The organism is Aurantimonas sp. HBX-1 (assembly GCF_021391535.1).
Classification (GTDB): domain Bacteria; phylum Pseudomonadota; class Alphaproteobacteria; order Rhizobiales; family Rhizobiaceae; genus Aurantimonas.
In genome coordinates this window covers 3,049,152-3,075,299 of the sequence record NZ_CP090066.1, presented here as the reverse complement: position 1 = coordinate 3,075,299, position 26,148 = coordinate 3,049,152, and the positions used below count along the sequence as shown (strand labels likewise).

Below are 26,148 nucleotides of genomic sequence, written 5' to 3'. Positions count from 1 at the left end.
CCGCTGCGGCAACCGCGGGTCAGGATCAGCAGGATAGCGCAGTCGCCGGCAAGCGCCATCGCACCGGCGACGCGGTCGCGGCCCGGCTCACTCCGCCGGGTCGATATCCTCGGCCCGCGCCTGCGCAGCCTCGACCGCCGGCTGCCGGGTGAAGCCCTTGATGCCGGCATGGATGTTGCGGTCGCGCTCGATCTCGACCGGCGAGGTGGCATAGGCGGTGATCAGTTCCGCCAGCGAGCGCAGCGCATGAGTGTGGATGCGCTCGTAGCCGTGCGAAGCGTCGACGCCGAAGGTGATCAGCGCCGTGCGCACGTCGTGGCCGGCCTCGATCGCCGAGGCGGAGTCGGAGCGGTAGTAGCGGAAGATGTCCTTCTGGTAGCGGATGTCCTCGTCCTGGCAGAGCCGCACCAGCTTCTTGGTCAGATGGTAGTCGAACGGCCCGGACTGGTCGGCCATGGCGATGGTGACGCCGAACTCCGAGGAGTTCTGCCCGGGTGCCGAGGTGCCGTTGTCGACGGCGATCATCGAGGCGACGTCCGGGGTCAGGATCGAGGCGGCGCCGACACCGACCTCCTCGGCGATGGTGAACAGCCAGTGGATGTCGACGGGCGTTGCCGCCGCCGTCCGCTCCATCGCCTCGATCGCCGCCAGCATGACCGCGACCCCGGCCTTGTTGTCGAGATGGCGGGAGACGATGAAGCCGTTGTCCATGAACTCCGGCTGCGGATCGACCGCCACCGTGTCGCCGATCTCGATGCCCAGCCGGTCGAGTTCCGGCCGGTCGCGCGACAGCGCATCGACCCGAAGCTCGATATAGTCCCAGCCGACCGGCAGGCTGTCGATCTCGTCGTTGTAGGTGTGGCCCGAGGCCTTGAGCGGCAGGATCGTGCCGCGATAGGTGCCGGCTTCGGAGAACACGGTGACCCGTGCGCCTTCGGCGAAGCGCGCGGACCAGTTGCCGATCGGCACGAGCTCCAGCCGGCCGTTGTCCTTCAGCCGCTTCACCTGCGCGCCGAGCGTGTCGAGATGGCTGACGATGGCGCGCGCCGAGGCGCGGCGCGAGCCCTGGCGCAGCGCCGAGATCGCCCCGCGACGGGTCAGCTCGACGGTGAGGCCCAGCCGCTCGAGTTCCTTGGCGACATGGCGGACCACCGTATCGGTGTAGCCCGTCGGACTGGGGATTTTCAGAAGCGCCTTGAGCTGGTCCGTCAGATACTGGGCATCGATGGCGAGCCTTGGCACTACGCGTCCTTCCTCGGCGTCCGCCGTTGATTCCTGGCGGCGCGCACTGAAAACGGAATCGACAAGGGAAACAAGAGGTCGATGAACCGCTCGGCGGTGGGCTGCGGCTCGTGGTTGGCAAGGCCGGGCCGCTCGTTGGCTTCGATGAAGACATAATCGGGCAGATGCGGCGCCTTGACCATGAAGTCGATGCCGGTGACCGGGATCTCGATCGCCCGGGCGGCGGCCACCGCCGCCTCGACCAGGGTCGGGTGCACGTTGCCGGTGACGTCGTGGATGGTGCCGCCGGTATGCAGGTTCGCGGTCTTGCGGACCATCAGCCGCTCGCCCTCCGGCAGGACGTCGTCGAGGCCGAAGCCCGCGCTCTTCACGCATCGCTCGGTCTCGGCGTCGAGCGGAACCCGGCTTTCGCCGGCCGTCGCCGCGGCGCGCCGGCGCGACAGGTGCTCGATCAGCTCGCGTACGGTGGAATGGCCGTCGCCGGTGACCGCCGGGGGCTGCCGCAGGGCGGCGGCGACCAGCCGGTAGTCGATGACGATCAGGCGCAGGTCGCTGCCCTGGAAGCAGGCCTCCAGCAGCACCCGGTCGGATTGCTGCCGCGCCGCCGCGATGGCGGCGTTGGCGTCGGCGATATTGTCGATGCCGACGGCGATGCCGCGACCCTGTTCGCCGCGCGCCGGCTTCACGACGATCTGGCCGTGCTTCTCGATGAAGGCCTCGATCGTCGCCTCGTCGACGTCCGCAACGATCTGCTCGGGCACGACGACCCCCGCCGCCTCGACGATACGCCGCGTCACCGCCTTGTCGTCGCAGATCGACATGGCGACGCCCGAGGTGAGGTCGGTGAGACTCTCGCGGCAATGGATCGACCGGCCGCCCTGGGTGAGGCGGAAGAAGCCGCCCGCCGCGTCCGTCACCTCGGCGTGGATGCCCCGCCGCCGCGCCTCGTCGACGATGATCCGGGCGTAGGGGTTGAGCCCGTCATAGTCGGCGCCGGAGCCGGTGAAGAGCTTCTCGTTGATCTCGTTCTTCCGCTTCACGGCGAAATACGGGACCCGGTAGAAGCCGAGCTTCTCGTAGAGGGCAATCGCCGTCACGTTGTCGTGCATGACCGACAGGTCCATGAACGCGCAGCTGCGCGCCTGGAAATGTTCGGCGAGCCGGCGCACCAGGCTTTCGCCAATGCCGGGATGCGTCGCCTGCGGATCGACCGCGAGGCACCAGAGCGACGAGCCGTTTTCGGGATCGGAGAAGGCGCGGCGATTATGCACGCCGGTCACCGTGCCGATGATCGCGCCGGTGGTCTCGTTTTCGGCCACGAAATAGGTCAGGGCCCGGTTGTCGCGATTCGTCCAGAAGAAGGCCGGGTGCACCTGCACCATGTGCCGGCTCTGATAGATGCGGTTGACCTCGGTCGCGTCGAGCTCGGAGGAGAGCCGACGGATGAAGTAGCCGCGCGGCCGCCGCGCGCCGGCGCGGTAGGTCGACAGGTCCAGCCGGTAGGTATGCGAGGGGTCGAGGAACAGCTCCTGCGGGGCATGGCCGAGAAGCACGTGCGGGTCGCGGACGTAGAAGGCGATGTCCCGGCGGTCGTTGCCTTCCTCCCGCAGGCTGCTGACGAGCTCCTTCGGGTCGTCGAAGGTCTGGGCAAAGACCAGCCGGCCCCAGCCGCAGTCGAGCAGGGCGTTCTGCTCCGGCCCGCCGGCGTCGGCACGCTGCTGGTTGATCGGCGCCTTCAGCGCCTGCGTCCGCATCCGCACGAGGCGGTGCTGCGACGGGTTCTTCGGCCGGTTGTCCGCCATGGCGCGTTACAGCCCCTGCTGCTGGAGCCACATCTCCAGCAGCGACACCTGCCAGAGCTCGGAGCCGCGCAGCGGCGTGATGTGGTCGGAGGGCGCGGCGAACAGCGTGTCGAGATAATCCTGCCGGAACAGGCCGCGCGAGCGCGCCGCCTCCGAGCCCAGCGTGTCGCGGACCATGTCGAGATACGGGCCCGAGATGTATTTCAGCTGCGGCACCGGGAAGTAGCCCTTCTTGCGGTCGATGACCTCGTGGGGAACGACCAGCCGCGCCGCTTCCTTGAGGACGCCCTTGCCGTCCTGCTTGAGCTTTTCCGACGCCGGCACGCGCGCCGCCAGCTCGACCAGCTCGTGGTCGAGGAAGGGCACCCGGGCCTCGAGGCCCCAGGCCATGGTCATGTTGTCGACCCGCTTGACCGGGTCGTCGACCAGCATCACGTGCGCGTCGATCCGCAGCGCCTTGTCCACCGGGTTCTCGGCGCCGGCCTGCGCGAAATGGCGTGCGACGAAATCGCGGCTGACGTCGCCGTCGGCATGCCACTCCGGCGAGATCTGCCGGCGAAGCGTCGCGTCGGAGCGATCGAAGAACGCGCCGGAATAGGCCGCCAGCGGGTCGTTCGACCCGACCATCGGCGGATACCAGTGATAGCCGCCGAACACCTCGTCGGCGCCCTGGCCCGACTGCACCACCTTGATGTGCTTGGAGACCTCGCGCGACAGCAGGTAGAAGCCGACATTGTCGTAGGAGACCATCGGCTCCGACATCGCCTGGATCGTGCCGGGCAGGTGCTCCATCAGCTCCGAACCGGGGATGAAGATGCGGTGGTGCTCAGTGCCGTAGTGGCGCGCGATCAGGTCGGAGAACTCGAACTCGTTGCCGACCTCGCCATTGGCGTCCTCGAAGCCGATCGAGAACGTGTTGAGGTCGGCCTGCCCGGCCTCCGCCAGCAGCCCGACGATCAGCGAGGAATCGACGCCGCCGGACAGCAGCACGCCGACCGGCACGTCGGCGACCATGCGCCGACCCACGGCGGTTTTCAGCGATTCCAGCACGAGGTCGCGCCAGTCGTTGGAGGAGAGCTTCTCGTCACCTGGGCGAGCACCGAACGTCGCTTCCCAGAATACCTCGTCGGTGAAGCTGCCGTCCGCCTCGATCATCCGCGTCGTCGCCGGCGGCAGCTTGCGCACACCCTTGATGATGGTCAGCGGCGGCGGGACCACGGCGTGGAACGTCATGTAGTGGTGCAGCGCCTTGCGATCGATCGAGGTGTCGACGTCGCCAGTCCGCAGGATGGCCTGCAGCGACGACCCGATATACAGCCGCTTCTCGTCCTGCGACAGATACAGCGGCTTGATGCCGAAGCGGTCGCGCGCCAGCATCACCCGGCCACTGTCGCGCTCGTGGATCGCGAAGGCGAACATGCCGTGGAAGCGCTTGACGCAGTCGCGGCCCCAGGCGTGATAGGCCTTGAGGATCACCTCGGTGTCGCCGTGCGAGAAGAACCGGTAGCCGAGGCCGGAGAGCTCCTGGCGCAGCTCCGGATAGTTGTAGATGCAGCCGTTGAAGGCGATGGTCAGGCCGAGGTCGGGATCGACCATCGGCTGCTCGGCCTTGTCGGTCAGGTCGATGATCTTCAGCCGGCGATGGCCGAGGCCCACCCGGCCGCGCACGACCTGGCCGGCCCCGTCCGGTCCGCGCCGTTCCAGACAGGCGGCCATCTGCGAGATCCGTTCCGGCGACGCTGATTTTCCGTCGAACCGGACCTCACCGCAAATGCCGCACATGTCGTCTCCTGTCTGCTCGCTACGCTCTATCCCCGGCCCATATAGAAGCGCGATGCCTCATATGAACCGGGAAGCGGTCGTTTTTGCCGCGCTGCGGGAGAATGAGGCGTCGCAGCGAGCCGCTCGGGCGGCTGTCAGGGACGCAGAAACACCTTGCCGCGGTTCATGCCCTCGAGCGCCGCCGCCATCCGATCCGGGGCCTCGGCGAGGGGGAGGGTCTCGGCGACATCGGTGCGCCAGGCGCCGGAGAGAAAGCGCTTCTGGACTTCGGTGAAGCCTTCGACCCGCTGATCGGGCGTTGCGCGGGCCATCCATTCGGCCAGCCAGAAGCCTTCGATCACCTTCTTCATGAACACCATCTGGCCGAGCCCCGGCAGCTTCGGCGCCTCCGGCGACAGCTTGCCGTAGATCACCCAGCGCGCGCCGGCCGGCATGGCGGTGAAGATCGTGGCTGCATTCTGGTCGGCGACGGCGTCGAGCAATACGCGCGGCTTCGTCTCCTTCATCGCCTGGACCAGCAGTTCGTCGAAATCCTCGCGGGCGGAATTCAGCACCGTCCCGGCACCGAGTTCCTCGAGCATCGCGCGATGCTCCTCGCGTCGCACGACGGCGATGGCGTGCATGTCGCGATCCCGAGCCAGCGAGGCCATCAGCTTGCCGAGCTGGCTGGCGCCGGCGGTCATGACGAAGGCTGACGACCCGTATTGCTTGACGAGGTCGACCATCGCCCAGGCGGTCATCGGGTTGACGATCAGCGCGGCGGCATCCTCGTCGCGCAGGCCGGGCGCCAGCGGCACCACGGCGTTGGCATCGGCGAGCGCGTACTCGGCCCAGACGCCGGTGCCGGTGCGCCCGGCGGCGACCGCGACGCGCTGGCCGATCAGCTTCTGCGACGCCTCGTCATCGCCGGCGGCGACCACCTCGCCCATGCCCTCGAAGCCCGCGGGCGTCCCCTGGCGGCGCGGCTGGCCGTATTCGCCCTTGATGTAGTGCAGGTCCGACGGGTTGACGTTGGCAAGGCCGATCCGGATCAGGACCTGCCGCGGGCCGGGTTGCGGCACCGGCACCGTCTCGAGCGACACCCAGTCCTTGAGGTCAGTGATCGTCGGGCCGTCGGACGTGCCCGAATAGCCGTCATGCTTGAGGACGAGCGCGTGCATCGTGTCGGGCAGGGGGGCCATGGCGTGTCTCCGGATGAATGAGGTCTGTTCCGCAACGCGTTCGAGCGGCCGAGGTTCGAATGCGCCGGCGCTCCGCGCCCGGCCGATCCCCCGGCTACGGCACGAGGATCAGCTTGCCCGCCGTCTGGCGGGCGTGGATGCGCGCCAGGATCTCGGCCGCGTCGGCCAACCGGCCGCGCTCCGTGATCACCGGCTGCAGCCGTTCCTCGGCGGTCCAGGCGATCAGCTCGGCCATGTTGGCCGCGGCCTGCTCCGGCTGCTTCTGGATGAAGGCGCCCCAGAACACGCCGACGGCGCTGAAGCCCTTCACCAAAGCGAGGTTCACCGGCAGCTGCGGGATCGTGCCGGAGGCAAAGCCCACGACCAGCAGGCGGCCGTTCCACGCCATCGACCGCGCCACGGCGTCGAAAGCCTCGCCGCCGACCGGGTCGAACGCGACGTCGGCGCCCTTGCCGTCGGTCAGCCGCTTCAGGTCCTCGCGCAGATCGTCGTAGCCGATGGCGACGTCGGCGCCTTCGCCGACCGCCAGCGAGCGCTTGTCCTCCGACGAGGCGACCGCGATCACCCGGGCGCCCATCGCCTGCCCGATCTGCACCGCCGCAAGGCCGGTGGCGCCCGCCGCGCCCAGCACCAGCAGGGTCTCGTCCGGCTGCAGCGCCGCCCGCTGCTTCAGCGCGTGATAGGCGGTGCCATAGGCGCAGACCAAGGCGCAGGCGATGCCGGCATCGAAACCCTCGGGCAGCTTCGTCGCCGCCGCTTCGGCAACCGCCACCTTCTCGGCATAGGCGCCGAACTGCAGCGCCGCGACCACCCGGTCGCCGACCGCCAGCCGCGTCACGTCGGCCCCGATCTGCGTCACCCGTCCCGCGACCTCCATGCCCGGCACGAAGGGCAGTTCCGGCCGCGCCTGGTAGAGCCCCTGCACCAGCAGCCCGTCCGGATAGTTGACCCCGATCGCCTCGGCCTCGACCACCACCTCTCCCGGCCCGGCGACCGGGTCCGGCATGTCGCGATAGGCGAGGGTCTCGATCGGCCCGTAGGCCTCGCAGACGATGGCTTTCATGATGCGGCTTTCGTTGTCGGTGTATCGTCGTCGGATGGAATAGGGCGTTCGGAGCCGATGCGATGGCAGAGAAGCGCTTGGCATACTCCGCTCATGCGAACGATGCCATCGGCGAGCGCGAATTGGACATCGCCTGGATCGTGCGCACGGCCCGCGATCCGGACTGGGTCATTGCCGATCCGGAGCGACCCGGTGTCGAGCGCCGATATCGGGCGATCCCCAACCAGGGCAGCCGCGTCCTTCGGGGTGCGGTGATGGAAAAGCCCGACGAAATCCGCATCATCACGGCATTCTTCGATCAAAGGGCTCGCCGACCATGACCCCGACTGTTCGTTACGATCGCGAATCCGACGCGGCCTATATCCGCTTCTCGCCGGAGGCCGTCCTCGAAAGCGAAGAGGTCTCCGACGGGATCGTCCTCGACTATGACGCCGACGGGCGCATCGTCGGGATGGAGGTGATGGAGGCCAGCCGGCATCTGTCGCCGACCATGCTCGCCGAAGCCGCCTAGGATAGCCGCTCGGCGATCCAGGGCACGATCAGAGCCTGCCGGCTGCCACCCCTTGCCTCACTTTCTGACCCGCATCGGAGGGCGAAGGCACCGTGCGGCAAGTGCGACGGTACAGGAGCTTCCGTAGCGGCGGAGAGCGGAAGGGCTGGCGTGGCGGGCGGAACCCGTCGGCGCCGCCCATGGTCTGCGTTCTTCCTGAATCAGCAGTGGCAGGTCTGTCAGGTGGAGCCGGCGCCGTCGAGTCCGGCATTCAGGATGGTCACCGGAACGCCGTTGCGGATCGAGTTCGTCACCATCGTGGTCTTGGTGGTCTTGGCGATCAGCTCCTGAGCATCCGAGCCGTCGAGCATGTCGCATGCGACGGTCATCGTCGCGCCCGTCATCAGCAACGGATCGCCGTCCAGTTCGACGGTGACGGTGATGGCGATCGATCCCAGCTTCAGCCCGGCGTCATGGGCCACGTATCGCAGATCGTTGCAGAAGCACCCGCCGATGGCGAAGCCGAGAAGTTGCGCGCCGTTGAATCCGAGGCCCCGGCCGCCGGCCTTGCCCTCGGGCCGATCGACGACGATCGTGTGGCCGCCAGCCCACCCCAAGGCTGCTTCGGTCGTGTCCACGCTGCGCAGTTCGACAGTCATGGAAACCATCGTCTCGCGTCCTTTCGCCGGTCGAACGGGCAGACTAGCCGGGGACGGGAAGAGGGGAAATAGCTGCCTGCTGGCACGGCCGCAGCCCCGGCCGGGGCCGGGCGATCATCTGGCGAAACGGGGCGTCCGACCCATGACGCGCTTAAAGGCGTGAGCGAAGGCGCTCTGGGAACCATAGCCGACGTCCGCGGCAACGCAGGCCACGGCCTCGCCGGCCGCGAGCTTCTGCTGCGCCACCGTCATCCGCCACCGCATCAGATAGTCCATCGGCGGGCGGCCGACCCGCTCCGAGAAACGCTGCATGAATGCGGAGCGGGACATGCCGACCTCCTGCGCCAGGAGCGGCACCGTCCACCGGCGAGAGACATCGCCGTGCATCATGGTGATGGCCTTGCCGATCCTGGGGTCCGCCAGAGCCGTGATCCAGCTCGCATCGTCAGTCGGTCCGACCGCGACATGGGCCCGCACCGCCTCGACGACGAGGATGTCCGCGAGCCGTTCGGCGATCACGGTGCTGCCGACGCCGCCGTGGCGGACTTCTGCGAGCAGGGCGGCGAGCGTTCGAGCGATGCCCTCGGCGCTCGGCGATGCCCGATCGATGCGGATGAACGACGGCAGCGCATTGAGGACGAACGCGGCGCACCCCTCGGCGAACGCACTGCCGCCACCCACCATGACCGTCTCGCATCCCTCGCCGAGGCGGACGATGTCCTGGCCCGGAAGACTGTAAAGCGCCATGCCGTCGATCGGATCGACGTCCGGATCGCTGGCAACCGTGTAGCGGGTATTGCTCAGGAGGAAGACGTCGCCCTCCTGCATCGCCGTCGGCGCGCAATCCGGAAGAATGAGCCAGCACCGACCGCGCATGAGCGCGACGAACTTCAGTCGCCCCCGCCCGTCGAAGGAGAGCGCCCACTCGCCGGACGCTTCGAGACGCGTGCCACGGACGCTTCGCGACCCGAGCTGCGAAAGGACCTCGGAAAACGGGTCAGGCATGGTTCTGGCGTATCTCTACATAAATACGGTTTGTGAAGCATAGATCATCCGGGTCTGCTCCCATAGCTTTCTCTCCGGATCGACAGGAGGGAGCCGCATGACCATCGAAAACAAGGTTGTCGCCATAACCGGTGCAGGGCGCGGGATCGGTCGGGCGACCGCCCTCCATCTGGCTGCGCGTGGGGCGCGCCTGGTGCTAGGGGCGCGAAGCGAGGCGGAAATCGCTGCCGTGGCCGAGACGATCGATGAAGCAGGGGGTGAGGCCGTTTTCAGGGCAACGGACGTCACTAGACGGGCGGACCTGCAAGCGCTCGTGGACCTGGCTTGCGCGCGCTACGGCCGTCTGGATGTGATCGTCAACAATGCCGGGATCGGTCCGATCTCCCGCTTCGATGCTCTTCGCGTCGAGGAGTGGGACGCCATGATCGACGTGAACCTGAAGGGCGCGCTCTACGGTCTTGCGGCAGCGCTGCCCGTCTTTGCGGCCCAGCAAACCGGCCATGTCGTGAACGTCATCTCGACAGCGGGCATCAAGATCGTTCCGACCATGGGTGTCTACGCCGCGACCAAGAATGCCCTGCGAACCGCCACCGAAGCCCTTCGCCAGGAGTCGGGCGCCAATCTCCGGGTAACGGAGGTGTCGCCCGGGTTCATCGACACGGGTTTCGCCGATGCTTCCATCACCGATCCGGACTTGAAGGCAGCCATCCAAGAACGCCGGCATGCGATCGCGATCGCGCCGGATTCGATCGCCCGCGCCATCGGCTTCGCGATAGAGCAGCCCGATGACGTCGAAATCGGCAGTATCGTCGTCCGGCCAACCGCGCAGGACTGAGCGCCAGGCCGCGCCGGCGTGCTCGCGTCGCGGCGCCGCTCTGGACGGCGCCGTTTTCGCCGATGCCGCCATCACCGATCCGGGCTTGAAGGCAGCCATTCAAGAACGCCGGCATGCGATCGCGATTGCGCCGGATTCGATCGCCCGCGCCATCGGCTTCGCGATTGAGCAGCCGGATGACGTCGAAATCGGCAGTATCGTCGTTCGGCCAACCGCGCAGGACTGAACGCCAGGCCGCGCCGGGGTGGTTGCGTCTCGGCGCCGCGCTGGACGGCGCCGTTCAGACCTTCGCCTGCGTGTGCTTCGCCAGCTCCCAGCGTGCCACCTGCCGGCGATGCACGGCGTCCGGCCCGTCGACCAGCCGCAGCGTCCGCAGATGCGTCCAGAGGCGGGCGAGGGGCTGGTCCTGGCTGATGCCTTCGGCGCCGTGCATCTGGATCGCCTCGTCGGCGACCTTCAGCGCCATCCGCGGCGCCGCGACCTTGATCTGGCTGATCCAGGGGGCGGCGGCCCGCCGGTCGCCCTGGTCCATCATCCACGCCGCCTTCAGGCAGAGCAGGCGGACCATCTCGATCTCCATGCGGCAGTCGGCGATGATGTCGTGATTGGCGCCGAGATCGGCCAGCGGCCGCCCGAAGGCCTCGCGCCGCAGCGCCCGCCGGCACATCATCTCCAGCGCCGCCTCGGCCTGGCCGATCGCCCGCATGCAATGGTGGATGCGGCCGGGCCCGAGCCGCCCCTGGGCGATCTCGAAGCCGCGGCCTTTGCCGAGGATGAGATTGGCCTTTGGCACCCGCACGCCGGAGAAGCGGATATGCATGTGGCCGTGCGGCGCGTCGTCGTCACCGAAGACCGTCATCGCCCGCAGCACCTCGACGCCTGGCGTGTCGGCCGGCACCAGGATCATCGAGTGGCGCTGGTGCTTCGGCGCCTCGTCGCCCGCCGTCCGCACCATGACGATGTAGATCGCGCAGCGCGGATCGCCGGCGCCGGACGACCACCATTTCTCGCCGTCGATGACGTAGTCGTCGCCGTCGGCGACGCAGACCATGCTGATGTTGCTCGCGTCCGAGGAGGCGACGTCCGGCTCGGTCATCAGATAGGCCGAGCGGATCTCGCCCTCGAGCAGCCTTGGCAGCCACGGCGCCTGCTGCTCCGGGGTGCAGTAGCGCTCGAACACTTCCATGTTGCCGGTATCCGGCGCCGAGCAGTTGAAGGTTTCCGCGCCCAGATGCGCCTTGCCCATCTCCTCGGCGAGATAGGCGTATTCCACCGTCGTCAGGCCGTAGCCGCGGCTGGAGTCGGTCAGCCAGAAATTCCACAGGCCCCGGGCCTTCGCCCGCGCCTTCAGCCCGTCGAGGATGTCCGTCTGCCGGGCGGTGTAGACCCAGCGGCCTTCCTTCGGCACTTCGGCGAGGAATTCCTCGCTCGCCGGCGCGATCTCGTCGCGCACCATGTCGCGTACCGCGGCGTGGAGGGGCTTCAGCCGGTCGGTCATGCCGAGCGCCATGGTGTTCATGATCCGAATTCCTCCTCGATGATGGACTCGCCCGCGCCGGCGCCCCTCAGCGCGAACATCGCCAGTTCGCGCACCAGGGCCCGGCGATCGGCGTCGGTCTCGCCCGGCCGTTCCCGGTACCAGTAGACCGGGGCGTTCAGCACCGACAGGAATGCCCGGCCGGTGAGCGCGGCGTCGGCGGTGCCCGCCAGGTCGCCCTCGGCGATGGAATCGGCGATGGTGCGGCGGAACAGCATCTCGTAGCGGTCGCGCGCCGCGATCAGCTGCGCCAGCCGTTCGCCGTCCTCGGGCGTGGTCGGCCCGCCCAGATGGCGCGAGACGGCCTGCAGGATCGCATGCTGGAAGTCGATATGGCGGATCATCGCCGTCAGATGCGCCTCGGCCATCGCCCGCAGGCGGGTCACCGCGCGGTCGCGAGACGCCGCCGGGGTTTCCACGGCAGCGAAGTCGATCTCCATGCCGCGCTGGCAGACGTCGAGGAACAGGTCGTTCTTCGAGCGGTAGTAGTGATAGACGAGCCCCTTGGTGGCGCCGAGCCGGCGCGCCACGTCGTCGATCGAGGCCGCCGCGAAGCCGTGCTCGCGAAACGCCGCGGCAGCCGCGGCAAGGATCGCGGCGAGCGTCTCGTCGGCCTCGGCATGCGCCCGCGCCCCGGTGAAGTCGCGCGCCGAGCGGGACCGGCCGCCGGTGCGGGCGGGCGGGCTTTTCCCGGGCTGGCGGTCATCCGTCTTCATCGGGGCAAGTCTGGACATACCAGAGGGTATGATGTCAATTGCCGGGCAGCATGGATGCCCCAAACGAAGGACGATGCCCATGGAGATGCCGATCCTGCAACGCCTGTTCTCGCTGGAGGGCAAGACCGCGCTGGTCACCGGCGGCGCGACCGGCATCGGCCGGATGATCGCCACCGCCTTGGCCGGCGCCGGCGCGCGCGTGCTCATCGCATCCCGCAAGGCGGAAGCCTGCGAGGCGGCGGCCGCGGCGATCAACGCCGAGGGTCATCCGGGCATGGTCGAGGGGTTTGCCGGTGACGTGGCGAGCGAAGCCGGCGTCGCCGCGCTCGCGGCCGCAGTCGAGTCCCGCACCGACCGGCTGCATATCCTGTTCAACAATGCCGGCGTCTCCTGGGGCGCGCCGCTGGAGACGTTTCCGCACGCCGCCTGGCAGAAGGTGATGGACGTCAACGTCGCCGGCCTGTTCACCGTGACGCAGCGCCTGCTGCCGCTGGTCGAGGCCTCGTCCAGCCGGGAGGATCCGGCCCGTGTCGTCAATCTCGGCTCGGTGATGGGCTCGGCGCCGCTCGCCCGGAACGTCTATTCCTACGCAGCGTCCAAAGCCGCCGTGCATCATTTGACGCGCTGCCTCGCCAAGGAACTCGCCGAGCGGCACGTCACCGTCAACGCCTTCGCGCCGGGTCCCTTTCAGTCGAAGATGACCGCCTTCGCCACCGGCACGGACGAGCAGGCGGCGGCGGTCGGGCGCGGCGTGCCGCTGGGGCGGATCGGCTCGCCCGACGACATTGCCGGCGCCGCGCTGTTCCTTTGCGGCCGCGGCGGGGCATATATCACCGGAGCGATCCTGCCGATCGACGGCGGCATCGCGGTCGAGACCGGCCACGAACTCTTCGAGGAGGCCTGATGGCACTGGCATCCGTGGCGGAAACGGAGGCGATGCTCCGCGAACGCCTCATTCCGCTCGAGGCCTACCGGGCACATCTCGACAAGGACGAATTCGTCTCCGGCTGGCTCACCGTCGACCAGGAGATGATCGACCGCTTCGCGGCCGCCACCCACGATCACCAGTTCATCCATGTCGATCCGGTCCGCGCCAAGGCCGAGAGCCCCTATGGCGGCACCATCGCGCACGGCTTCCTGACCCTGTCGCTGCTGTCGACACTCGCCTACGACGCCCTGCCGGGCGTCATCGGCACGAAGATGGGCGTCAATTACGGCTTCGACAAAGTCCGCTTCCTCAACCCGGTCCGCGTCGGCACGCGGGTGCGCGGCCGTTTCAGGATGACCGGCCTGACCGAACGCGCCGTGACGCTGCAGACCAGCTGGGATGCGGCGGTGGAGATCGAGGGCGGGGTCAAGCCGGCCCTTTCGGCGCAATGGATCACCGTTGCGGTCATCGAGCCGCCCGCCGAATGATCCGGGAAGCTGCCCCGCCGATCGACGCGGTGGCGCTCGGCCGCTACCTGGAGGACCATGTCGAGGGCTTCCATGGCCTCGACGGGCTGGTGAAGTTCCAGGCCGGCCAGTCCAATCCCACCTACCGGATCGATGCGGCGAGCGGCACCTACGTGCTGCGGACCAAGCCGCCGGGAACGCTGCTGAAATCCGCCCACCAGGTGGATCGCGAGTTCCGGGTAATGCAGGCGCTCGCCGGCACCGCGGTCCCGGTACCGAAGCCGCTGCACCTGGCGAGCGAGGCGGATTCGCCCTTCGGCCGGATGTTCTACGTCATGGAGCATTGCGACGGCCGGATCTTCTGGGATCCGGCGCTGCCGGAGATCGCCGATCCGGCCGAGCGCGGCGCGATCTTCGACGCGATGAACGCGGTGCTCGCCACACTCCACGATCTCGACGTCGCGGCGCTCGGTCTCGACGATTTCGGCCGGCCCGGCAATTATTTCGAACGCCAGCTGACGCGCTGGTCCGAGCAGTACCGCCAGTCGAAGATCGACCGGATCGACGACATGGAGACCCTGTCCGACTGGCTGTCCGAGAACCTGCCGCCGGACGACGGCGCGGTGAGTCTCGTCCACGGCGACTATCGCCTCGACAACATCATGTTCGAGAGGGAGCGGCCGGCAATCCGCGCGATCCTCGACTGGGAGCTCTCGACCCTCGGCCATCCGCTCGCCGACCTCGCCTACCAGTGCATGCAGTGGCGCCTGCCCAATCTCGGCGCCTTCAAGGGCCTCGGCAATGTCGATCGCGCCGCCCTCGGCATCCCCTCGGAGGAAGACTACGTCCGGCGCTATTGCGAGAGGCGCGGCCTCGAGGCGGTGGACCACTGGCCGTTCTATCTCGCCTTCTCGTTCTTCCGGCTCGCCGCCATCCTGCAGGGCGTCTACAAGCGGTCGCTCGACGGCAACGCTTCGAACCCCGAGAAGGCGGCAATCTTCGGTCGCAACGTGCCGGTGCTCGCCGGGCTGGCGGTCGAGCTGATCCGGACCGGGACATGAAATGGCGCGGCTCGATTTTCGTGTCGCCCGCCCTTCATAGAGCCTTGGCACCAAGCGAAAGGGACTGCCCATGGCGGCGCATCCTCCGATCTGCGACTTCGGCTGGCAGGCCGTCGATGCCGCGCTTCCCGGCGTCGACGGGAAGACCCACCGGATCTTCGACCACAAGGGCCCGAAGGGGCTGCTGGTGGTCTTCATCTGCAACCACTGCCCCTATGTGAAGGCGGTGATCGACCGGCTGGTCCGCGATGCGGCGGAACTGAAGGCCTTCGGCATCGGCACGGTGGCGATCTCGTCCAACGACGCCGACGCCTATCCGCAGGATTCCTTCGACAACATGCGCGCCTTCGCCGAAGCGCACGGTTTCGGCTTCCCCTATCTCTACGACGAAGACCAGAGCGTCGCCCGCGCCTATGGCGCCGTCTGCACGCCGGACTTCTTCGGCTTCAACGCCGATCTCGGCCTGCAGTATCGCGGCCGGATCGACGCCTCCCGCAAGGAGGCGGCGCCGGAAGGCACCGAGCGCGACCTCTTCAACGCCATGCGCCAGATCGCCGAGACGGGCGAGGGGCCGCGCGAGCAGGTCGCCTCGATCGGCTGCTCCATCAAGTGGAAGGACGCGGCATGAGCTGGCCCAAGGCGATCCTGTTCGACCTCGACGGCACGCTCATCGACTCCGCGCCGGATATCCACGCCGCGCTCAACGAGACGCTGGCCAGCTACGGCGAGCCGCCCTTCACGCTGGAGGCGGTCACCGGCATGGTCGGGCGCGGCGTGCCGGTGCTGATCGAGCGGGCCTATGCGGCGCTGGGCAAGGACATCGACCCGGCCAGCCGCGACAAGGTGGTGGCGCGCTTCCTGGCAATCTACGAGCCGCGGGCGACCGAACTCACCACCATGACCGCCGGTGCTAGCGAGGCGACGCGCATCCTGCGGGAGCGCGGCATCCGCCTCGGCGTCGTCACCAACAAGCCGGATGTCGCGACCCGCGAGATCCTCGCCCATTTCGGTCTGCTGGACCTCCTGGACGTCGTCGTGGGCGGCGACGCCGGACCGGCCAAGAAGCCCGAACCCGGCCTGCTTCTCCTCGCCTGCGAGCGCCTGGAGCTTGCGGTCGACGATGTCGTCTTCGTCGGCGACAGCGAGAACGACGTCGATGCGGCCCGCGCTGCGGGCATGCGCGTCGTCGCGGTGCGCGGCGGCTACACCAGCCGGCCGCCGGAGTCGCTGGGGGCGACCGCCCTGGTCGACCGGCTCGACGCGATCCCGGCGCTCCTCGCCTCGCTCCGCCACGCGGTCGAGGACACCGCCTGACGCATTGCCGCGCGGCCGCGGAAATCACCGGGCCCTGCGGCAACTGCGGGGCCCTTTCCGCGTTCTGCCTTGCACATGACGCATATGTGGCAGACCATGCCTTCACCACCCGACTTGCAGCGGCGGACGGCCGTCTCGCAAGCTTTCGGAGCAGCCGGCGAGTGTCGTCAGAAGAGCGTCGAGCAGTGGGTTGCCGGCTGTGTATTTCCTCGTAATGCGTCCATCTTCGAGTCGATAAGTCTGCCCTATCTTTGATGTGAGATCATATGGGAGGAGCGGCAATGCGCAGGAGCGACGAGGCGGAGATCATCCGCACCCTTGCCTATGAGATCTGGGAGCGGGAAGGCCGCCCGACGGGGCGGGAGCACGAGCACTGGGCGGAGGCCAATCGCGAGTACGCCCGGCTCTACCCGCCCGAGCCGCCGGCCGAGCGGTCAGTCGACGAACGGCGCAACTGGGATCCGACTGTCGCGGAGCGCCAGGAGGCCGAGGCGCTGCGGCGGGCGCTCTGGACGCCGGAGCCCTATTCGCCCGAACTCTTCGGGTCCGGCGAACGCCGCGTCGCCCTGCGGCGTCGGCGCGCGCGCTATCCGGTCACCGGACAGTCGCCTGCAAGCCCGATCTCTCCGGCCTAGCCGCCGACGGGTTTATGCTCGGCTGGGAAGTCCGGGTGCGAAGCGGAGCCGGCCGGCAGGGCGCCCAGGTCCCCGGCGTCGGCGACGATGACCCGGCGGCGGTTCGACGGGTTCGCCGGCGCCTGACTGAGGCTCGGCAGGAAGGCGGCGCCGCTCGTCTTGAGCGACGCGCGGCCCAGGCGGGGGCGCGGTTGCAAGGCTGCAGGCCCTTCGGTGGCCGACATCCTGCGCGGCGAAGCTTGTAACTGTAATCCCTGCCATATTATACCCCGGCCGAAGAAACGGGGCGCAGCCAAGACATTGATGTCGAGAATTTTCTCTGCCCGCATGGCGGCCTTCCTGCACGACGTCCTGGCTGGTTCCGCGGCGATCACAGTGGGACTTGCGCTCCGCCTTGACCCCGCGACCTTTCAGGAAGCCATCAGCGAATACATCGCCGCCAGCCTGAGTTTCGGCGTGATGGTCGGCGTAATCGGCCTCCTATTCGGGATGAACCGGGGGGTCTGGCGATACGCCTCCCTGCCCGACCTGGTCGCCATCGTGAAGACCGCCACGCTGTCCGTCGGCATCTTCATCGTCGGCTTCTTTCTTCTGCGCTTCATGCAGATCGTCCCGCGATCGTCGATGGCGATCACCTGGGCCTTTCTGATCCTCTTCCTGTCGGCGCCGCGGGTGATCTACCGCCTCTACCGCAATCAGCGGGACCTGCGCCGTTCCAGCAAGATGAGCGCAAGGCCCGCCCGGCGGGTGTTCCTCCTCGGCGCAACGGACGAAGCCGATGCCTTCGTCAAGGCGCTGGCCGAGCGCTCGCGCTCGACCTTCGTCGTCGAGGCGATCATCGACGAGCGGGGCCGCAGGACCGGTCGCTTCATCCGAAGCGTGCCGATCGTCGCCTACGACAAGCTGCCGGAAATTCTCAAGCGGCTGGAGGATCAGGGACGGCGCCCCAACGCGATCATCCTCGCCCGGCCGCGCCATGAGATCGAGCAGCACATCTCGATTTCAGACCTCATCGCGTTTGGGGCGGAGAACGGGCTGGAGCTGCTGCGCCTTCCCGACATGCTCGACATGCACGATCTCGACGAGATCGTCGCCAAGCCCCTGCAGCTCGAGGACCTGCTGCAGCGCCGGCCGATCAAGCTGGACAGCGGGCTGATCGAGACGATGATCGAGGGACGCAAGGTCCTGATCACCGGGGCCGGGGGCTCGATCGGCTCCGAACTCGCCCGCCAGATCGCCGCGTTCAACCCGTCCATGCTGGTGCTGCTCGATGCCAGCGAATTCCTGCTCTACTCCGTCGATGCCGACGTCCGGACGCTGTTCCCGAACATTCCGAGCCGCGCCGTCCTGTGCAACGTGCGCGAGAGCGACGCCCTGGACCGGCTGATGCAGGAGCTGCGGCCCGACGTCGTGTTCCACGCCGCCGCCCTCAAGCACGTGCCGCTGGTCGAGGCGCAGCCGCTCGAGGGCGTCCACACCAACACGCTGGGCACGCGCAACGTCGCCCTGGCGGCGATCCGCGCCAATGTCAGCGCCGTGGTCCAGATCTCGACCGACAAGGCGGTCAATCCCACCAGCGTCATGGGCGCCTCCAAGCGGATGGCCGAAATGTTCTGCCAGGCCATGGACCTCAACCCCGAAGTGGGAAGCACCCGCTTCATGACGGTGCGCTTCGGCAACGTCCTCGGATCGGCAGGCTCAGTCGTGCCGCTGTTCGAGAAGCAGCTGAAGGCCGGCGGGCCGCTGACCGTCACCCATCCGGAGATCGAGCGCTACTTCATGACCATCCCGGAGGCTTGCGTGCTGGTCCTCCAGTCGGCCGCCTACGGCCTAGCCCACCCCAAGGAGCGCGGCCGCATCTTCGTGCTCGACATGGGCGCACCGGTGAAGATCATCGACCTGGCGCGCAACCTCATCCGGCTGTCCGGCTTGCGGCCGGATACCGACGTCAAGATCGTCTACACCGGCCTGCGCCAGGGCGAGAAGATGTTCGAGGAGCTCTTCGACCGCGAGGAGGCGATCGTCCAGGTGGACGCGGACGGTATCCTGATGGCATTTCCCCGCGCGATCGACGGCGGGTTCGTCACCCGCAGCTTCGACGAGATGCAGCGCCTCGTCGACCGGCAGGATTGCCCCGGCGCCCTGCGCCTGCTCGCCCTGGCGGTACCCGAGTACATGCCGGGACGAGAAGCCGAAGGCGCCATCAACAGCCTGCCGACCGACCGCCCGATCCAGCCGACCGGTATGCACTGAGGGCCGACGCATTCTCTGCGGTTGCGCGGGGACTTCTCTGCCGCGAGACACGCCGGCCGAAAGGCGATCCAGCCCGGTCTCGTATCCGGCGATCCCAATCGCCGACTTACCGCAAGAGCGTCGTCTCGAATCGTCGCAACGAAGAGCCGATCGTCGGCAAATTTCGGTGCCATCGACGGCTTATCGCCGCACCGGGATCGGCACGGATGAAGCGACTGATCATGCTGCTGATTGGTGGTGCCGCTTGCAGGACTCGAACCTGCGACCCCATCATTACGAATGATGTGCTCTACCACCTGAGCTAAAGCGGCCCGCGCAAGGCTTTCGCCCGCGAACCGCGCCCTGATAGCCGCAATCGGCGGCGGGTTCAAGCGGCAATGGACGGCGAGCGCTGCGAGCGGGCACTCTCGGGGCCGTCTCCGCCGACGGGGGCGCCTCGTGCTGCCGCCGCGCCTGGCCGGTTGCCGCCTGCGGGCTGACGCCGCGCGCCTGGTCCGGCGGCCGCCCTGCGGAGGCTGCCGCCTGCCACGCACGCGCCTGCGACGGCGGCGCGACTTGCGCCGCGGCGCGCGACGCCCGATCTTCGGTGCCGATGTCCGACCTGTTCCCGCCCGCACCCACCACACTCTCGCTGTTCGACGAGCGGCCGCGGCCGCTCGTGCGGGTGATCGATACCGAGACCGCCGGCCAGAGACTGTCCGAGGATGCGGTGATCGAGATCGGCTCGGTGGACCTCGACCTCGCCACCGGCGAGATCGGCAACCCGATGCGCAGCTTCTGCGATCCCGCCGGGGCGGCGATCAACCCGCATGCCCGCAAGGTGCACCGCATCACCGACGCCATGCTCGAAGGCGCGCCGCCCTTCGCCGAGGCAGTCAGGCCCTTTGCCGGCGCGCCCTTCTATGCCGCCCAGCGGGCCGAGTTCGACCGCTCGCGGCTGCGGCTTACCGGGCGCTGGCTGTGCACCCACAAGCTGGCGCTGCGGGCGTTCCCGACGCTGCCGGCGCACGGGCTGCAGAGCCTGGTCAAATACGTGCCGCTGGCGCTCGCCCCGGTGGCGCCGCTGCTCGCCGGCGAGCATCCGCACCGGGCGCTCTACGACGCCGCCTGCACGGCGGTGCTCCTGGGGGCCATCGCCGCCAGGCTGATGCCGCGCTGCGCCGATGTCGCCGATTTCCTGGAGCGGGCCGAGAAGGTGTCGCGCGAGCCTGCCCTGCTCGCGCGGTTCCGCTTCGGGCGCTACAAGGGCGTCGAGCTGGCGCGCGTGCCGGACGCCTATCTCGAATGGCTGCTGCGCGAGCCCGGCATGGACGCCGACACGCTGTTCACCGCCCGTCATCATTTGCGCAGCCGCGGCATCCGCGGCACCCGCGTGCTGCCCGCCGCCGCGGCCGGGTGAGGCACGGCCGCCGCCGGTGACGGCCGGCCCCGCCGCGCTATCTGCGCTGGCGATCGCACCGCGCCGGATGGACATGCAGCAATTCGCCGAACTCCTCGACCGACTGGTGCTGACCCCCGCGCGCAACGGCAAGCTGCGGCTCCTGCGGGATTTCTTCGCCGCCGCGCCCGACCCCGAGCGGGGCTACGCGCTCGCCGCCATCACCGGCGGGCTCGACATCCGCTCCGTCAAGCCGGCGATGCTGCGCGGGCTGATCGCCGAACGCATGGACGAGGTGCTGTTCGGCTATTCCTACGACTATGTCGGCGACCTCGCCGAGACGATCGCGCTGGTCTGGCCGGCGCCGCATGACGGCGTCCGCGCGGCCACGCAGCCGCCGACCCTTTCCGAGGTCGTGGGCGCGCTGGACGCCGCGACGCGCCAGCAGGGCCCGCTGCTGGTCGCCGAATGGCTGGACCGGCTGGATTCCTCCGGGCGCTACGCCCTCCTGAAGCTGGTGACCGGCGCCATGCGCATCGGCGTCTCGTCGCGGCTCGCCAAGCAGGCGCTGGCCGATTTCGGCGGCCAGGACATCGCGGCGATCGAGGAGCTCTGGCATGGGCTGGAGCCGCCCTACGAGCCGCTCTTTGCGTGGCTGGAAGGACGCACCGAAAAGCCCGAGTCGGCGGCGGCCTCGCCGTTCCGCCCGGTCATGCTGTCGCATCCGCTGGAGGCGCCGGACTATGCTAGGATCGAGCCCGACGCCTATGCGGCGGAATGGAAATGGGACGGCATCCGCGTCCAGGCGACCGTCGAGCGGGGCGTGCGGCGGCTCTATTCGCGCACCGGCGACGACATTTCCGGCGCCTTCCCTGATCTCGTCGACTTCATGACCTATGACGGCTCGCTCGACGGCGAGCTGCTCGTCGCCCGGCCGGCGCCCGGCAAGTCGGGCAGGCCGCAGGTCGACGCGCATCCCGGCACGCCGCGCGACGACATCGTCGTCGGCACGTTCTCCGACCTGCAGCAGCGGCTGAACCGCAAGGCGGTCTCCGCCGCGGTGCTGAAGCGCTATCCGGTGTTCCTGCGCGTCTACGACCTGCTGCAGGACGGCGCCGAGGATTTGCGGGGCCTCGCCTTTGCCGAGCGGCGGCAGCGCCTGGAGCGCTTCCTCGCCGGTCTCGACCCATCGCGGTTCGATCTCTCGCCGCTGGTGCCCTTCGCCCGCTTCGAGGACCTCGGGCCGCTGCGCGCCGAGCCGCCGCATCCGGTCATCGAGGGGCTGATGCTGAAGCGCTGGGACTCCCCCTACGTGCCCGGCCGGCCGAAGGGGCCCTGGTTCAAGTGGAAGAAGGATCCGCGCCTGATCGACGCGGTGCTGATGTACGCCCAGCGCGGCCACGGCAAGCGCTCGAGCTATTATTCCGACTACACGTTCGGGGTCTGGACCGGCCCCGAGGACGAGCTGGAGCTGGTGCCGGTCGGCAAGGCCTATTTTGGCTTCACCGACGAGGAGCTGAAGCAGCTCGACAAATATGTCCGCGACAACACGGTGGAGCGTTTCGGTCCGGTGCGCTCGGTCCGCGCCGAGCCCGACCACGGCCTGGTCATCGAGGTCGCCTTCGAAGGGCTGGCCCGCTCCACCCGCCACAAGTCCGGGGTCGCCATGCGCTTTCCGCGCGTCTCGCGGCTCCGCTGGGACAAGCCGGCCTTTGAGGCCGACCGGCTGGAAACCCTGCAGGCGATGCTGCCGGAATAGCCAGGCTTCTTGCGCCGCGCCGCCCGTCCGCCTACCTGCCCGCCAAGGGACGCGCAGCGCGAGAGGCGGATCATGTCGGAACGGGTCAACAATTTCCTCGGAGGATCGCCGCTGGGCGTCGCCCTGCGCCTGGTGCTGCTGTCCATCGCGGTCGGGCTGATCCTCTCTTGGTTCTCGTTCAGCCCCTGGGATGTCGTCGAGTGGTTCGTCGACATGTTCGACTGGCTGTGGAACAGCGTCTTCGGCTCGCTCGACCGCGCCTTCCACTATTTCCTGCTGGGGGCGGCGATCGTCATCCCGCTGTTCATCATCTCGCGGCTGTTCAGCATGGGCAGCCGCCGCTGAGGCACCTCCCGCCGGGAGGCGGCGCTCCGGCGGCTCATTCGAACTCGCGCGCCACCCGGTGCAGGATCGTGTGGCGGCGGGCGAGGGCGTCGATGTCGCGCGAATAGCCGCCGCCAAGCACGCCGGCGACCGGCACGCCGCGGTCGCGGAAGAAGCCGATGACGGTGCGGTCGCGTTCGGCCAGGCCCTGGTCGGTCAGCGCCAGCCGGCCGAGCCGGTCGTCGCCATGCGGATCGACCCCGGCGTTGTAGAAGACCAGGTCCGGCCGCGCCGCGTCGAAGGCGGTGTGCAGCGCCGCCCAGAGCGCCGCAAGATAGGCCGCGTCGCCGGTGCCGTCGGCGAGCGCCACGTCCCAGTCGGACCGCGCCTTCACCGCCGGATAGTTCTTCTCCCCGTGCAGCGACAGCGTGAAGACGCGCGGCTCGCCCTCGAAGATCCGGGCCGTGCCGTCGCCCTGGTGGACGTCGCAGTCGACGACGAGGATGCGGCCGACCTCGCCCTCGTCGAGCAGCAGCGCGGCGGCGACCGCGACGTCGTTGAACACCGAAAAGCCGGCGCCGCCGTCGCGCCCGGCATGATGGCTGCCGCCGGCGGTGTTGCAGGCGAGGCCCTCGGCGAGCGCCAGCTTCGCGGTCAGCACCGTGCCGCCGGTGGCGCAGCGCGAGCGCATGGTCACCCTCTCGTCCACCGCGAAGCCGATCGCCTTTTCGATGGCCGCCGGCACGGCCTGGTGGAGTACCTGGTCGACATAGAGCGGGTCGTGGGCGAGCCGCAGCCAGGCCGGCAGCGCCGGTGCCGGCACGTGGAACCCGCCGGCAGCGACGACCTCGTCCTCGACGAGGATTTCGGCCAGCCGGCTGAACTTCGACATCGGAAAGCGGTGGCCGGCGTCGAACTGCGCGTCGAAGGCCGGGTGGTGGATGATCGGAACGCTCATGCACCGGCAAGATAGGACGTCGCAGCCGGCTTCGCAGCTTTTGCTTGCTCCGCCGGAGAGGCGATGGCACCGAGACTTCATGCGGCGCGAACACGACCACCCGGAAGCAACGGCAATCGCGGCGGCGTCCGGCGGCGGCGCAGCCCCGGTGCGCCCGTTCGATGTCGGCCACGGCGACGTCTGGCGAATCACCCTGCCGATGACGCTGGCCTTCCTGACGACGCCGCTGCTCGGCCTCACCGACACGGCGGTGGTCGGGCGGATCGGCGACGCGGCGGCGCTCGGCGGGCTCGCCGTCGGAGCGCTGATCTTCGATTTCGCCTTTTCCACCTGCAATTTCCTGCGCTCCGGTACCACCGGGCTCACCGCCCAGGCGGTCGGCGCCGAGGACCGGCGCGAGGTCCAGGCGGTGTTCTGGCGCGCCATCGCGCTCGCGGTGCTCATCGGCCTCGCGCTGGTGCTCGCCGAACCGCTGGTGACGCTCCTCGGCCTCCTTGCCGTCGCGCCGGGCGAGGGCGTCGCCGAGACGGTGCGGACCTATGTCTTCGTGCGGATGTTCTCGGCGCCCTTCGCGCTGCTCAACTACGCCATCCTCGGGCATGTGCTGGGGCGCGGCCGGGGCGGCCTGGGGCTGGCTCTGCAGTTCGTCGTCAACGGCACTAACATCGCGCTGTCCATCCTGTTCGGCCTGTTGCTGGAATGGGGCGTTGTCGGCGTCGCCTTCGGCACGGTCTGCGGCGAGGCGGCGGGCGCCCTCGTCGGCCTGTGGGTGGTCATCCGCGGCTTCGATCGGCGCGACAGGCCGTCACGGCGGGAGATCTTCGACAAGCACGGTTTCCGGCGCATGGTCGGGGTCAACCGCGACATCATGATCCGCTCCTTCTGCCTGCTCGGCGCCTTCGTGCTGTTCACCCGGCTGGGCGCGCAGCTCGGCGCGGTGGTGCTGGCGGCGAACGGCATCCTGCTCAATCTCTTCATGCTCGGCGGCTATTTCCTCGACGGCATCGCCACGGCGGCCGAACAGCTCGTCGGCCGCTCGATCGGGGCGCGCTACCGCCCGGCCTTCGACCGGACGCTGCGGCTGACCCTCGGCTGGGGCCTCGGGCTGTCGCTGCTCCTGTCGGGGCTGTTCCTGGTTTCCGGCGAAGCGCTGATCGCGTTCCTGACCACCGACGCGGCGGTCCGGCAGTCCGCCGGCACCCATCTCGCCTGGGCGGCGCTGACTCCTTTTGCCGGCGCCCTGGCCTTCATCATGGACGGTGTCTTCATCGGCGCCACCTGGTCCCGCGCGATGCGGGACATGATGATCGCCTCCTTCATCGTCTTCGCGGCCGCGGCCTATGCGCTCACCGGCCTCTACGGCAATCACGGCCTCTGGCTGGCGCTGCTGCTCTTCCTCGGCACCCGCGGCTTCAGCCTGCTGGCGCTGCTGCCCCGGCGCCGCGCGCAGGACTTTCCGGCGCCGCCGGCCGGGCCCGCCGGTCGGCCTGCGCTCGGCTGACCGGGTCGGCCCTTACACGCAGCCGCGACCGCAGTGCAAAAGGCCGGCCGGGAACAGAATCTCCTGCCCTCACGTTAGCCGACGGTCATTGACGCCGTCAGGCATGACGGTTCCGGCCGGTTCGTCCGGTTTACTCCAGCGGTTGCAAGGGCATGAAGCAGCGGGACGACTGGCATCTGACCGAGATCATCGGGCACGAGCTCGGGCGCGGGGATCCCTTCGCGGCTGCCATTCGGGGCACCCGGATGTCGATGATCATCACCGACCCGCGCCAGGACGACAACCCGATCGTGTTCGCCAACAAGGCGTTCCAGGAACTCACCGGCTACGAGCGGGACGAGATCATCGGCCGCAACTGCCGCTTCCTGCAGGGCCCCGATACCGATGGCGCCGCCATCGCGGCCATCCGTGACGCCGTGGCGGCGGAGCGGTCGATCAATGTCGACCTGCTCAACTACCGCAAGGACGGCAGCAGCTTCTGGAACTCGCTCTATGTCAGCCCGGTGCGGGGCGAGGACGGCGCGGTGCAGTTCTTCTTCGCCTCGCAGCTCGACATGACGATAAGGGTCGAGGCGGAGCAGGCGCTGGCGCGGCAGAAGGCCAGCATCGAGGCCGAAGTCAAGGCCCGTACCCGGGACCTCGAGGCGGCGCTGGAAGCCAAGACGCTGCTTCTCCACGAGGTGGACCACCGCGTGAAGAACAATCTGACGATGATCGGCTCGCTGCTGCGCCTGCAGTCGCGCTCGATCCCCGACCCGCGCTTCCGGCGTACCCTCGAGACCATGCTGGAGCGGGTGGACGCGCTGGCGGCGGTGCATCGCCGGCTCTACCAGAACGGCGACATCACGCGGTTCGACGTCGGCGCCTTCGCCGAGAGCCTGGCCGAAGACGTGCTCGGCGCCAGCGGCCGCTCCGACATCGTCCTGAAGAGCGACTGCGAGACGGTGCACATCGCGGCCGATCAGGCCGCGCCCGTCGGCCTGATCCTCAACGAGCTGATCACCAACGCCGTCAAGCACGCCTATGGCGACGGACGCGGCGGCGAACTCGCCCTCGGCGTCCGTCAGATGGACGGGCACGCGCTGATAGACCTCAGGGACGACGGTCCGGGCTTCGACGCGCAGGACGTGCTCGACGGGTCGGTCGGCCGCTCCCTCGTCGCGCGACTGTCGAAGCAGATCGGCGCGGAGACTGAATGGACAGGGGCTGCGTCCGGCACGCATGTCTCGATCCGCTTCCCGGTGGCCTCGTGACCGGC

The 26,148-nt window shown here is 68.8% G+C and carries 26 protein-coding genes and 1 tRNA gene; 16 read left to right on the top strand and 11 right to left on the bottom strand.

Features of this window, described 5'->3' with window-relative positions; translation table 11 throughout:
- Nucleotides 1–87 precede the first annotated feature (87 nt).
- The 5 genes from LXB15_RS14665 to LXB15_RS14645 form a co-directional block, all read right to left on the bottom strand.
- Nucleotides 88–1,242, bottom strand: a complete 1,155-nt coding sequence (locus tag LXB15_RS14665; protein WP_233949147.1) for an osmoprotectant NAGGN system M42 family peptidase — start codon at nucleotides 1,240–1,242, stop codon at nucleotides 88–90.
- On the bottom strand, nucleotides 1,242–3,044 hold the full coding sequence (ngg, locus tag LXB15_RS14660) for an N-acetylglutaminylglutamine synthetase (protein ID WP_233949146.1): 1,803 nt from the start codon (nucleotides 3,042–3,044) through the stop codon (nucleotides 1,242–1,244). The genes LXB15_RS14665 and ngg overlap by 1 nt, the downstream gene beginning before the upstream one ends.
- 6 nt (nucleotides 3,045–3,050) lie before the next feature.
- Nucleotides 3,051–4,826, bottom strand: a complete 1,776-nt coding sequence (locus LXB15_RS14655) for an N-acetylglutaminylglutamine amidotransferase (RefSeq protein ID WP_233949145.1) — start codon at nucleotides 4,824–4,826, stop codon at nucleotides 3,051–3,053.
- Nucleotides 4,827–4,960: 134 nt separating this feature from the next.
- Nucleotides 4,961–6,007 (bottom strand): zinc-binding dehydrogenase, encoded by a 1,047-nt coding sequence (locus LXB15_RS14650; RefSeq protein ID WP_233949144.1) that lies wholly within the window; start codon nucleotides 6,005–6,007, stop codon nucleotides 4,961–4,963.
- A 94-nt stretch (nucleotides 6,008–6,101) separates the two neighbouring features.
- Nucleotides 6,102–7,070 carry an NADPH:quinone oxidoreductase family protein gene (locus LXB15_RS14645; RefSeq protein ID WP_233949143.1) on the bottom strand — a complete coding sequence of 323 codons (969 nt, stop codon included), beginning with the start codon at nucleotides 7,068–7,070 and terminating at the stop codon, nucleotides 6,102–6,104.
- A 62-nt stretch (nucleotides 7,071–7,132) separates the two neighbouring features.
- On the opposite strand from LXB15_RS14645, the gene LXB15_RS14640 reads away from it, so the two are divergent.
- Both LXB15_RS14640 and LXB15_RS14635 read left to right on the top strand, forming a co-directional pair.
- The gene (locus LXB15_RS14640; protein ID WP_233949142.1) at nucleotides 7,133–7,390 is read left to right on the top strand and encodes a DUF4258 domain-containing protein; all 258 of its coding nucleotides are present in this window, start codon (nucleotides 7,133–7,135) and stop codon (nucleotides 7,388–7,390) included.
- Nucleotides 7,387–7,581, top strand: a complete 195-nt coding sequence (locus LXB15_RS14635; RefSeq protein ID WP_233949141.1) for a DUF2283 domain-containing protein — start codon at nucleotides 7,387–7,389, stop codon at nucleotides 7,579–7,581. Before LXB15_RS14640 ends, LXB15_RS14635 begins: the two co-directional genes overlap by 4 nt.
- Before the next feature lie 218 nt (nucleotides 7,582–7,799).
- Here the strand turns inward: LXB15_RS14635 and LXB15_RS14630 are convergent, their stop codons facing one another.
- A complete protein-coding gene (locus LXB15_RS14630; RefSeq protein ID WP_233949140.1) occupies nucleotides 7,800–8,228 on the bottom strand; it encodes an OsmC family protein in 429 nt (142 codons plus the stop codon).
- Nucleotides 8,229–8,333: 105 nt separating this feature from the next.
- Complete coding sequence (locus LXB15_RS14625) at nucleotides 8,334–9,224, bottom strand: AraC family transcriptional regulator (RefSeq protein WP_233949139.1); 891 nt, start codon at nucleotides 9,222–9,224, stop codon at nucleotides 8,334–8,336.
- A 97-nt stretch (nucleotides 9,225–9,321) separates the two neighbouring features.
- Here LXB15_RS14625 and LXB15_RS14620 point away from each other — a divergent pair, with 97 nt between their 5' ends.
- Both LXB15_RS14620 and LXB15_RS14615 read left to right on the top strand, forming a co-directional pair.
- The gene (locus LXB15_RS14620) at nucleotides 9,322–10,059 is read left to right on the top strand and encodes an SDR family oxidoreductase (RefSeq protein ID WP_233949138.1); all 738 of its coding nucleotides are present in this window, start codon (nucleotides 9,322–9,324) and stop codon (nucleotides 10,057–10,059) included.
- Nucleotides 10,010–10,285, top strand: a complete 276-nt coding sequence (locus LXB15_RS14615) for a hypothetical protein (protein WP_233949137.1) — start codon at nucleotides 10,010–10,012, stop codon at nucleotides 10,283–10,285. The genes LXB15_RS14620 and LXB15_RS14615 overlap by 50 nt, the downstream gene beginning before the upstream one ends.
- A 54-nt stretch (nucleotides 10,286–10,339) precedes the next feature.
- On the opposite strand, the gene LXB15_RS14610 is transcribed toward LXB15_RS14615, so the two are convergent.
- Nucleotides 10,340–11,578 carry an acyl-CoA dehydrogenase family protein gene (locus LXB15_RS14610; RefSeq protein ID WP_233949136.1) on the bottom strand — a complete coding sequence of 413 codons (1,239 nt, stop codon included), beginning with the start codon at nucleotides 11,576–11,578 and terminating at the stop codon, nucleotides 10,340–10,342.
- The gene (locus LXB15_RS14605) at nucleotides 11,575–12,312 is read right to left on the bottom strand and encodes a TetR/AcrR family transcriptional regulator (protein ID WP_233949135.1); all 738 of its coding nucleotides are present in this window, start codon (nucleotides 12,310–12,312) and stop codon (nucleotides 11,575–11,577) included. The genes LXB15_RS14610 and LXB15_RS14605 overlap by 4 nt, the downstream gene beginning before the upstream one ends.
- Nucleotides 12,313–12,397: 85 nt before the next feature.
- Here LXB15_RS14605 and LXB15_RS14600 point away from each other — a divergent pair, with 85 nt between their 5' ends.
- The 7 genes from LXB15_RS14600 (at nucleotide 12,398) to LXB15_RS14570 (ending at nucleotide 18,970) form a co-directional block, all read left to right on the top strand.
- Nucleotides 12,398–13,216: an SDR family oxidoreductase gene (locus LXB15_RS14600; RefSeq protein ID WP_233953188.1), complete on the top strand. Its 819-nt coding sequence runs from the start codon at nucleotides 12,398–12,400 to the stop codon at nucleotides 13,214–13,216.
- Nucleotides 13,216–13,728 carry a MaoC family dehydratase gene (locus LXB15_RS14595; protein WP_233949134.1) on the top strand — a complete coding sequence of 171 codons (513 nt, stop codon included), beginning with the start codon at nucleotides 13,216–13,218 and terminating at the stop codon, nucleotides 13,726–13,728. Before LXB15_RS14600 ends, LXB15_RS14595 begins: the two co-directional genes overlap by 1 nt.
- Nucleotides 13,725–14,768 carry a phosphotransferase family protein gene (locus LXB15_RS14590; RefSeq protein WP_233949133.1) on the top strand — a complete coding sequence of 348 codons (1,044 nt, stop codon included), beginning with the start codon at nucleotides 13,725–13,727 and terminating at the stop codon, nucleotides 14,766–14,768. Before LXB15_RS14595 ends, LXB15_RS14590 begins: the two co-directional genes overlap by 4 nt.
- A 70-nt stretch (nucleotides 14,769–14,838) precedes the next feature.
- Nucleotides 14,839–15,396 carry a thioredoxin family protein gene (locus LXB15_RS14585; RefSeq protein WP_233949132.1) on the top strand — a complete coding sequence of 186 codons (558 nt, stop codon included), beginning with the start codon at nucleotides 14,839–14,841 and terminating at the stop codon, nucleotides 15,394–15,396.
- Nucleotides 15,393–16,082, top strand: coding sequence for a phosphoglycolate phosphatase (gene gph, locus LXB15_RS14580; RefSeq protein ID WP_233949131.1), 690 nt, complete (start codon nucleotides 15,393–15,395; stop codon nucleotides 16,080–16,082). The genes LXB15_RS14585 and gph overlap by 4 nt, the downstream gene beginning before the upstream one ends.
- A 281-nt stretch (nucleotides 16,083–16,363) precedes the next feature.
- Nucleotides 16,364–16,717, top strand: coding sequence for a DUF2934 domain-containing protein (locus LXB15_RS14575; RefSeq protein ID WP_233949130.1), 354 nt, complete (start codon nucleotides 16,364–16,366; stop codon nucleotides 16,715–16,717).
- A gap of 213 nt (nucleotides 16,718–16,930) precedes the next feature.
- Nucleotides 16,931–18,970, top strand: a complete 2,040-nt coding sequence (locus LXB15_RS14570) for a nucleoside-diphosphate sugar epimerase/dehydratase (protein ID WP_233949129.1) — start codon at nucleotides 16,931–16,933, stop codon at nucleotides 18,968–18,970.
- Between the two features lie 235 nt (nucleotides 18,971–19,205).
- On the opposite strand, the gene LXB15_RS14565 is transcribed toward LXB15_RS14570, so the two are convergent.
- A tRNA-Thr gene (locus LXB15_RS14565) sits at nucleotides 19,206–19,281 on the bottom strand.
- Nucleotides 19,282–19,562: 281 nt separating this feature from the next.
- On the opposite strand from LXB15_RS14565, the gene LXB15_RS14560 reads away from it, so the two are divergent.
- From LXB15_RS14560 to LXB15_RS14550, 3 genes are all read left to right on the top strand, one after another.
- Complete coding sequence (locus LXB15_RS14560; RefSeq protein WP_233949128.1) at nucleotides 19,563–20,369, top strand: exonuclease domain-containing protein; 807 nt, start codon at nucleotides 19,563–19,565, stop codon at nucleotides 20,367–20,369.
- 73 nt (nucleotides 20,370–20,442) lie between these two features.
- On the top strand, nucleotides 20,443–22,107 hold the full coding sequence (locus LXB15_RS14555) for a cisplatin damage response ATP-dependent DNA ligase (RefSeq protein ID WP_233949127.1): 1,665 nt from the start codon (nucleotides 20,443–20,445) through the stop codon (nucleotides 22,105–22,107).
- Nucleotides 22,108–22,179: 72 nt separating this feature from the next.
- Nucleotides 22,180–22,452, top strand: a complete 273-nt coding sequence (locus LXB15_RS14550; RefSeq protein WP_233949126.1) for a DUF6460 domain-containing protein — start codon at nucleotides 22,180–22,182, stop codon at nucleotides 22,450–22,452.
- 34 nt (nucleotides 22,453–22,486) lie between these two features.
- On the opposite strand, the gene LXB15_RS14545 is transcribed toward LXB15_RS14550, so the two are convergent.
- Nucleotides 22,487–23,389: a histone deacetylase gene (locus tag LXB15_RS14545; RefSeq protein ID WP_233949125.1), complete on the bottom strand. Its 903-nt coding sequence runs from the start codon at nucleotides 23,387–23,389 to the stop codon at nucleotides 22,487–22,489.
- A gap of 79 nt (nucleotides 23,390–23,468) precedes the next feature.
- Here LXB15_RS14545 and LXB15_RS14540 point away from each other — a divergent pair, with 79 nt between their 5' ends.
- Together LXB15_RS14540 and LXB15_RS14535 are read left to right on the top strand one after the other, a co-directional pair.
- Entirely contained in the window at nucleotides 23,469–24,890 is a 1,422-nt protein-coding gene (locus tag LXB15_RS14540; RefSeq protein ID WP_370640115.1) for an MATE family efflux transporter, read from the top strand.
- Between the two features lie 152 nt (nucleotides 24,891–25,042).
- Nucleotides 25,043–26,143 (top strand): histidine kinase dimerization/phosphoacceptor domain -containing protein, encoded by a 1,101-nt coding sequence (locus tag LXB15_RS14535; protein ID WP_233949124.1) that lies wholly within the window; start codon nucleotides 25,043–25,045, stop codon nucleotides 26,141–26,143.
- Nucleotides 26,144–26,148: the final 5 nt, after the last annotated feature.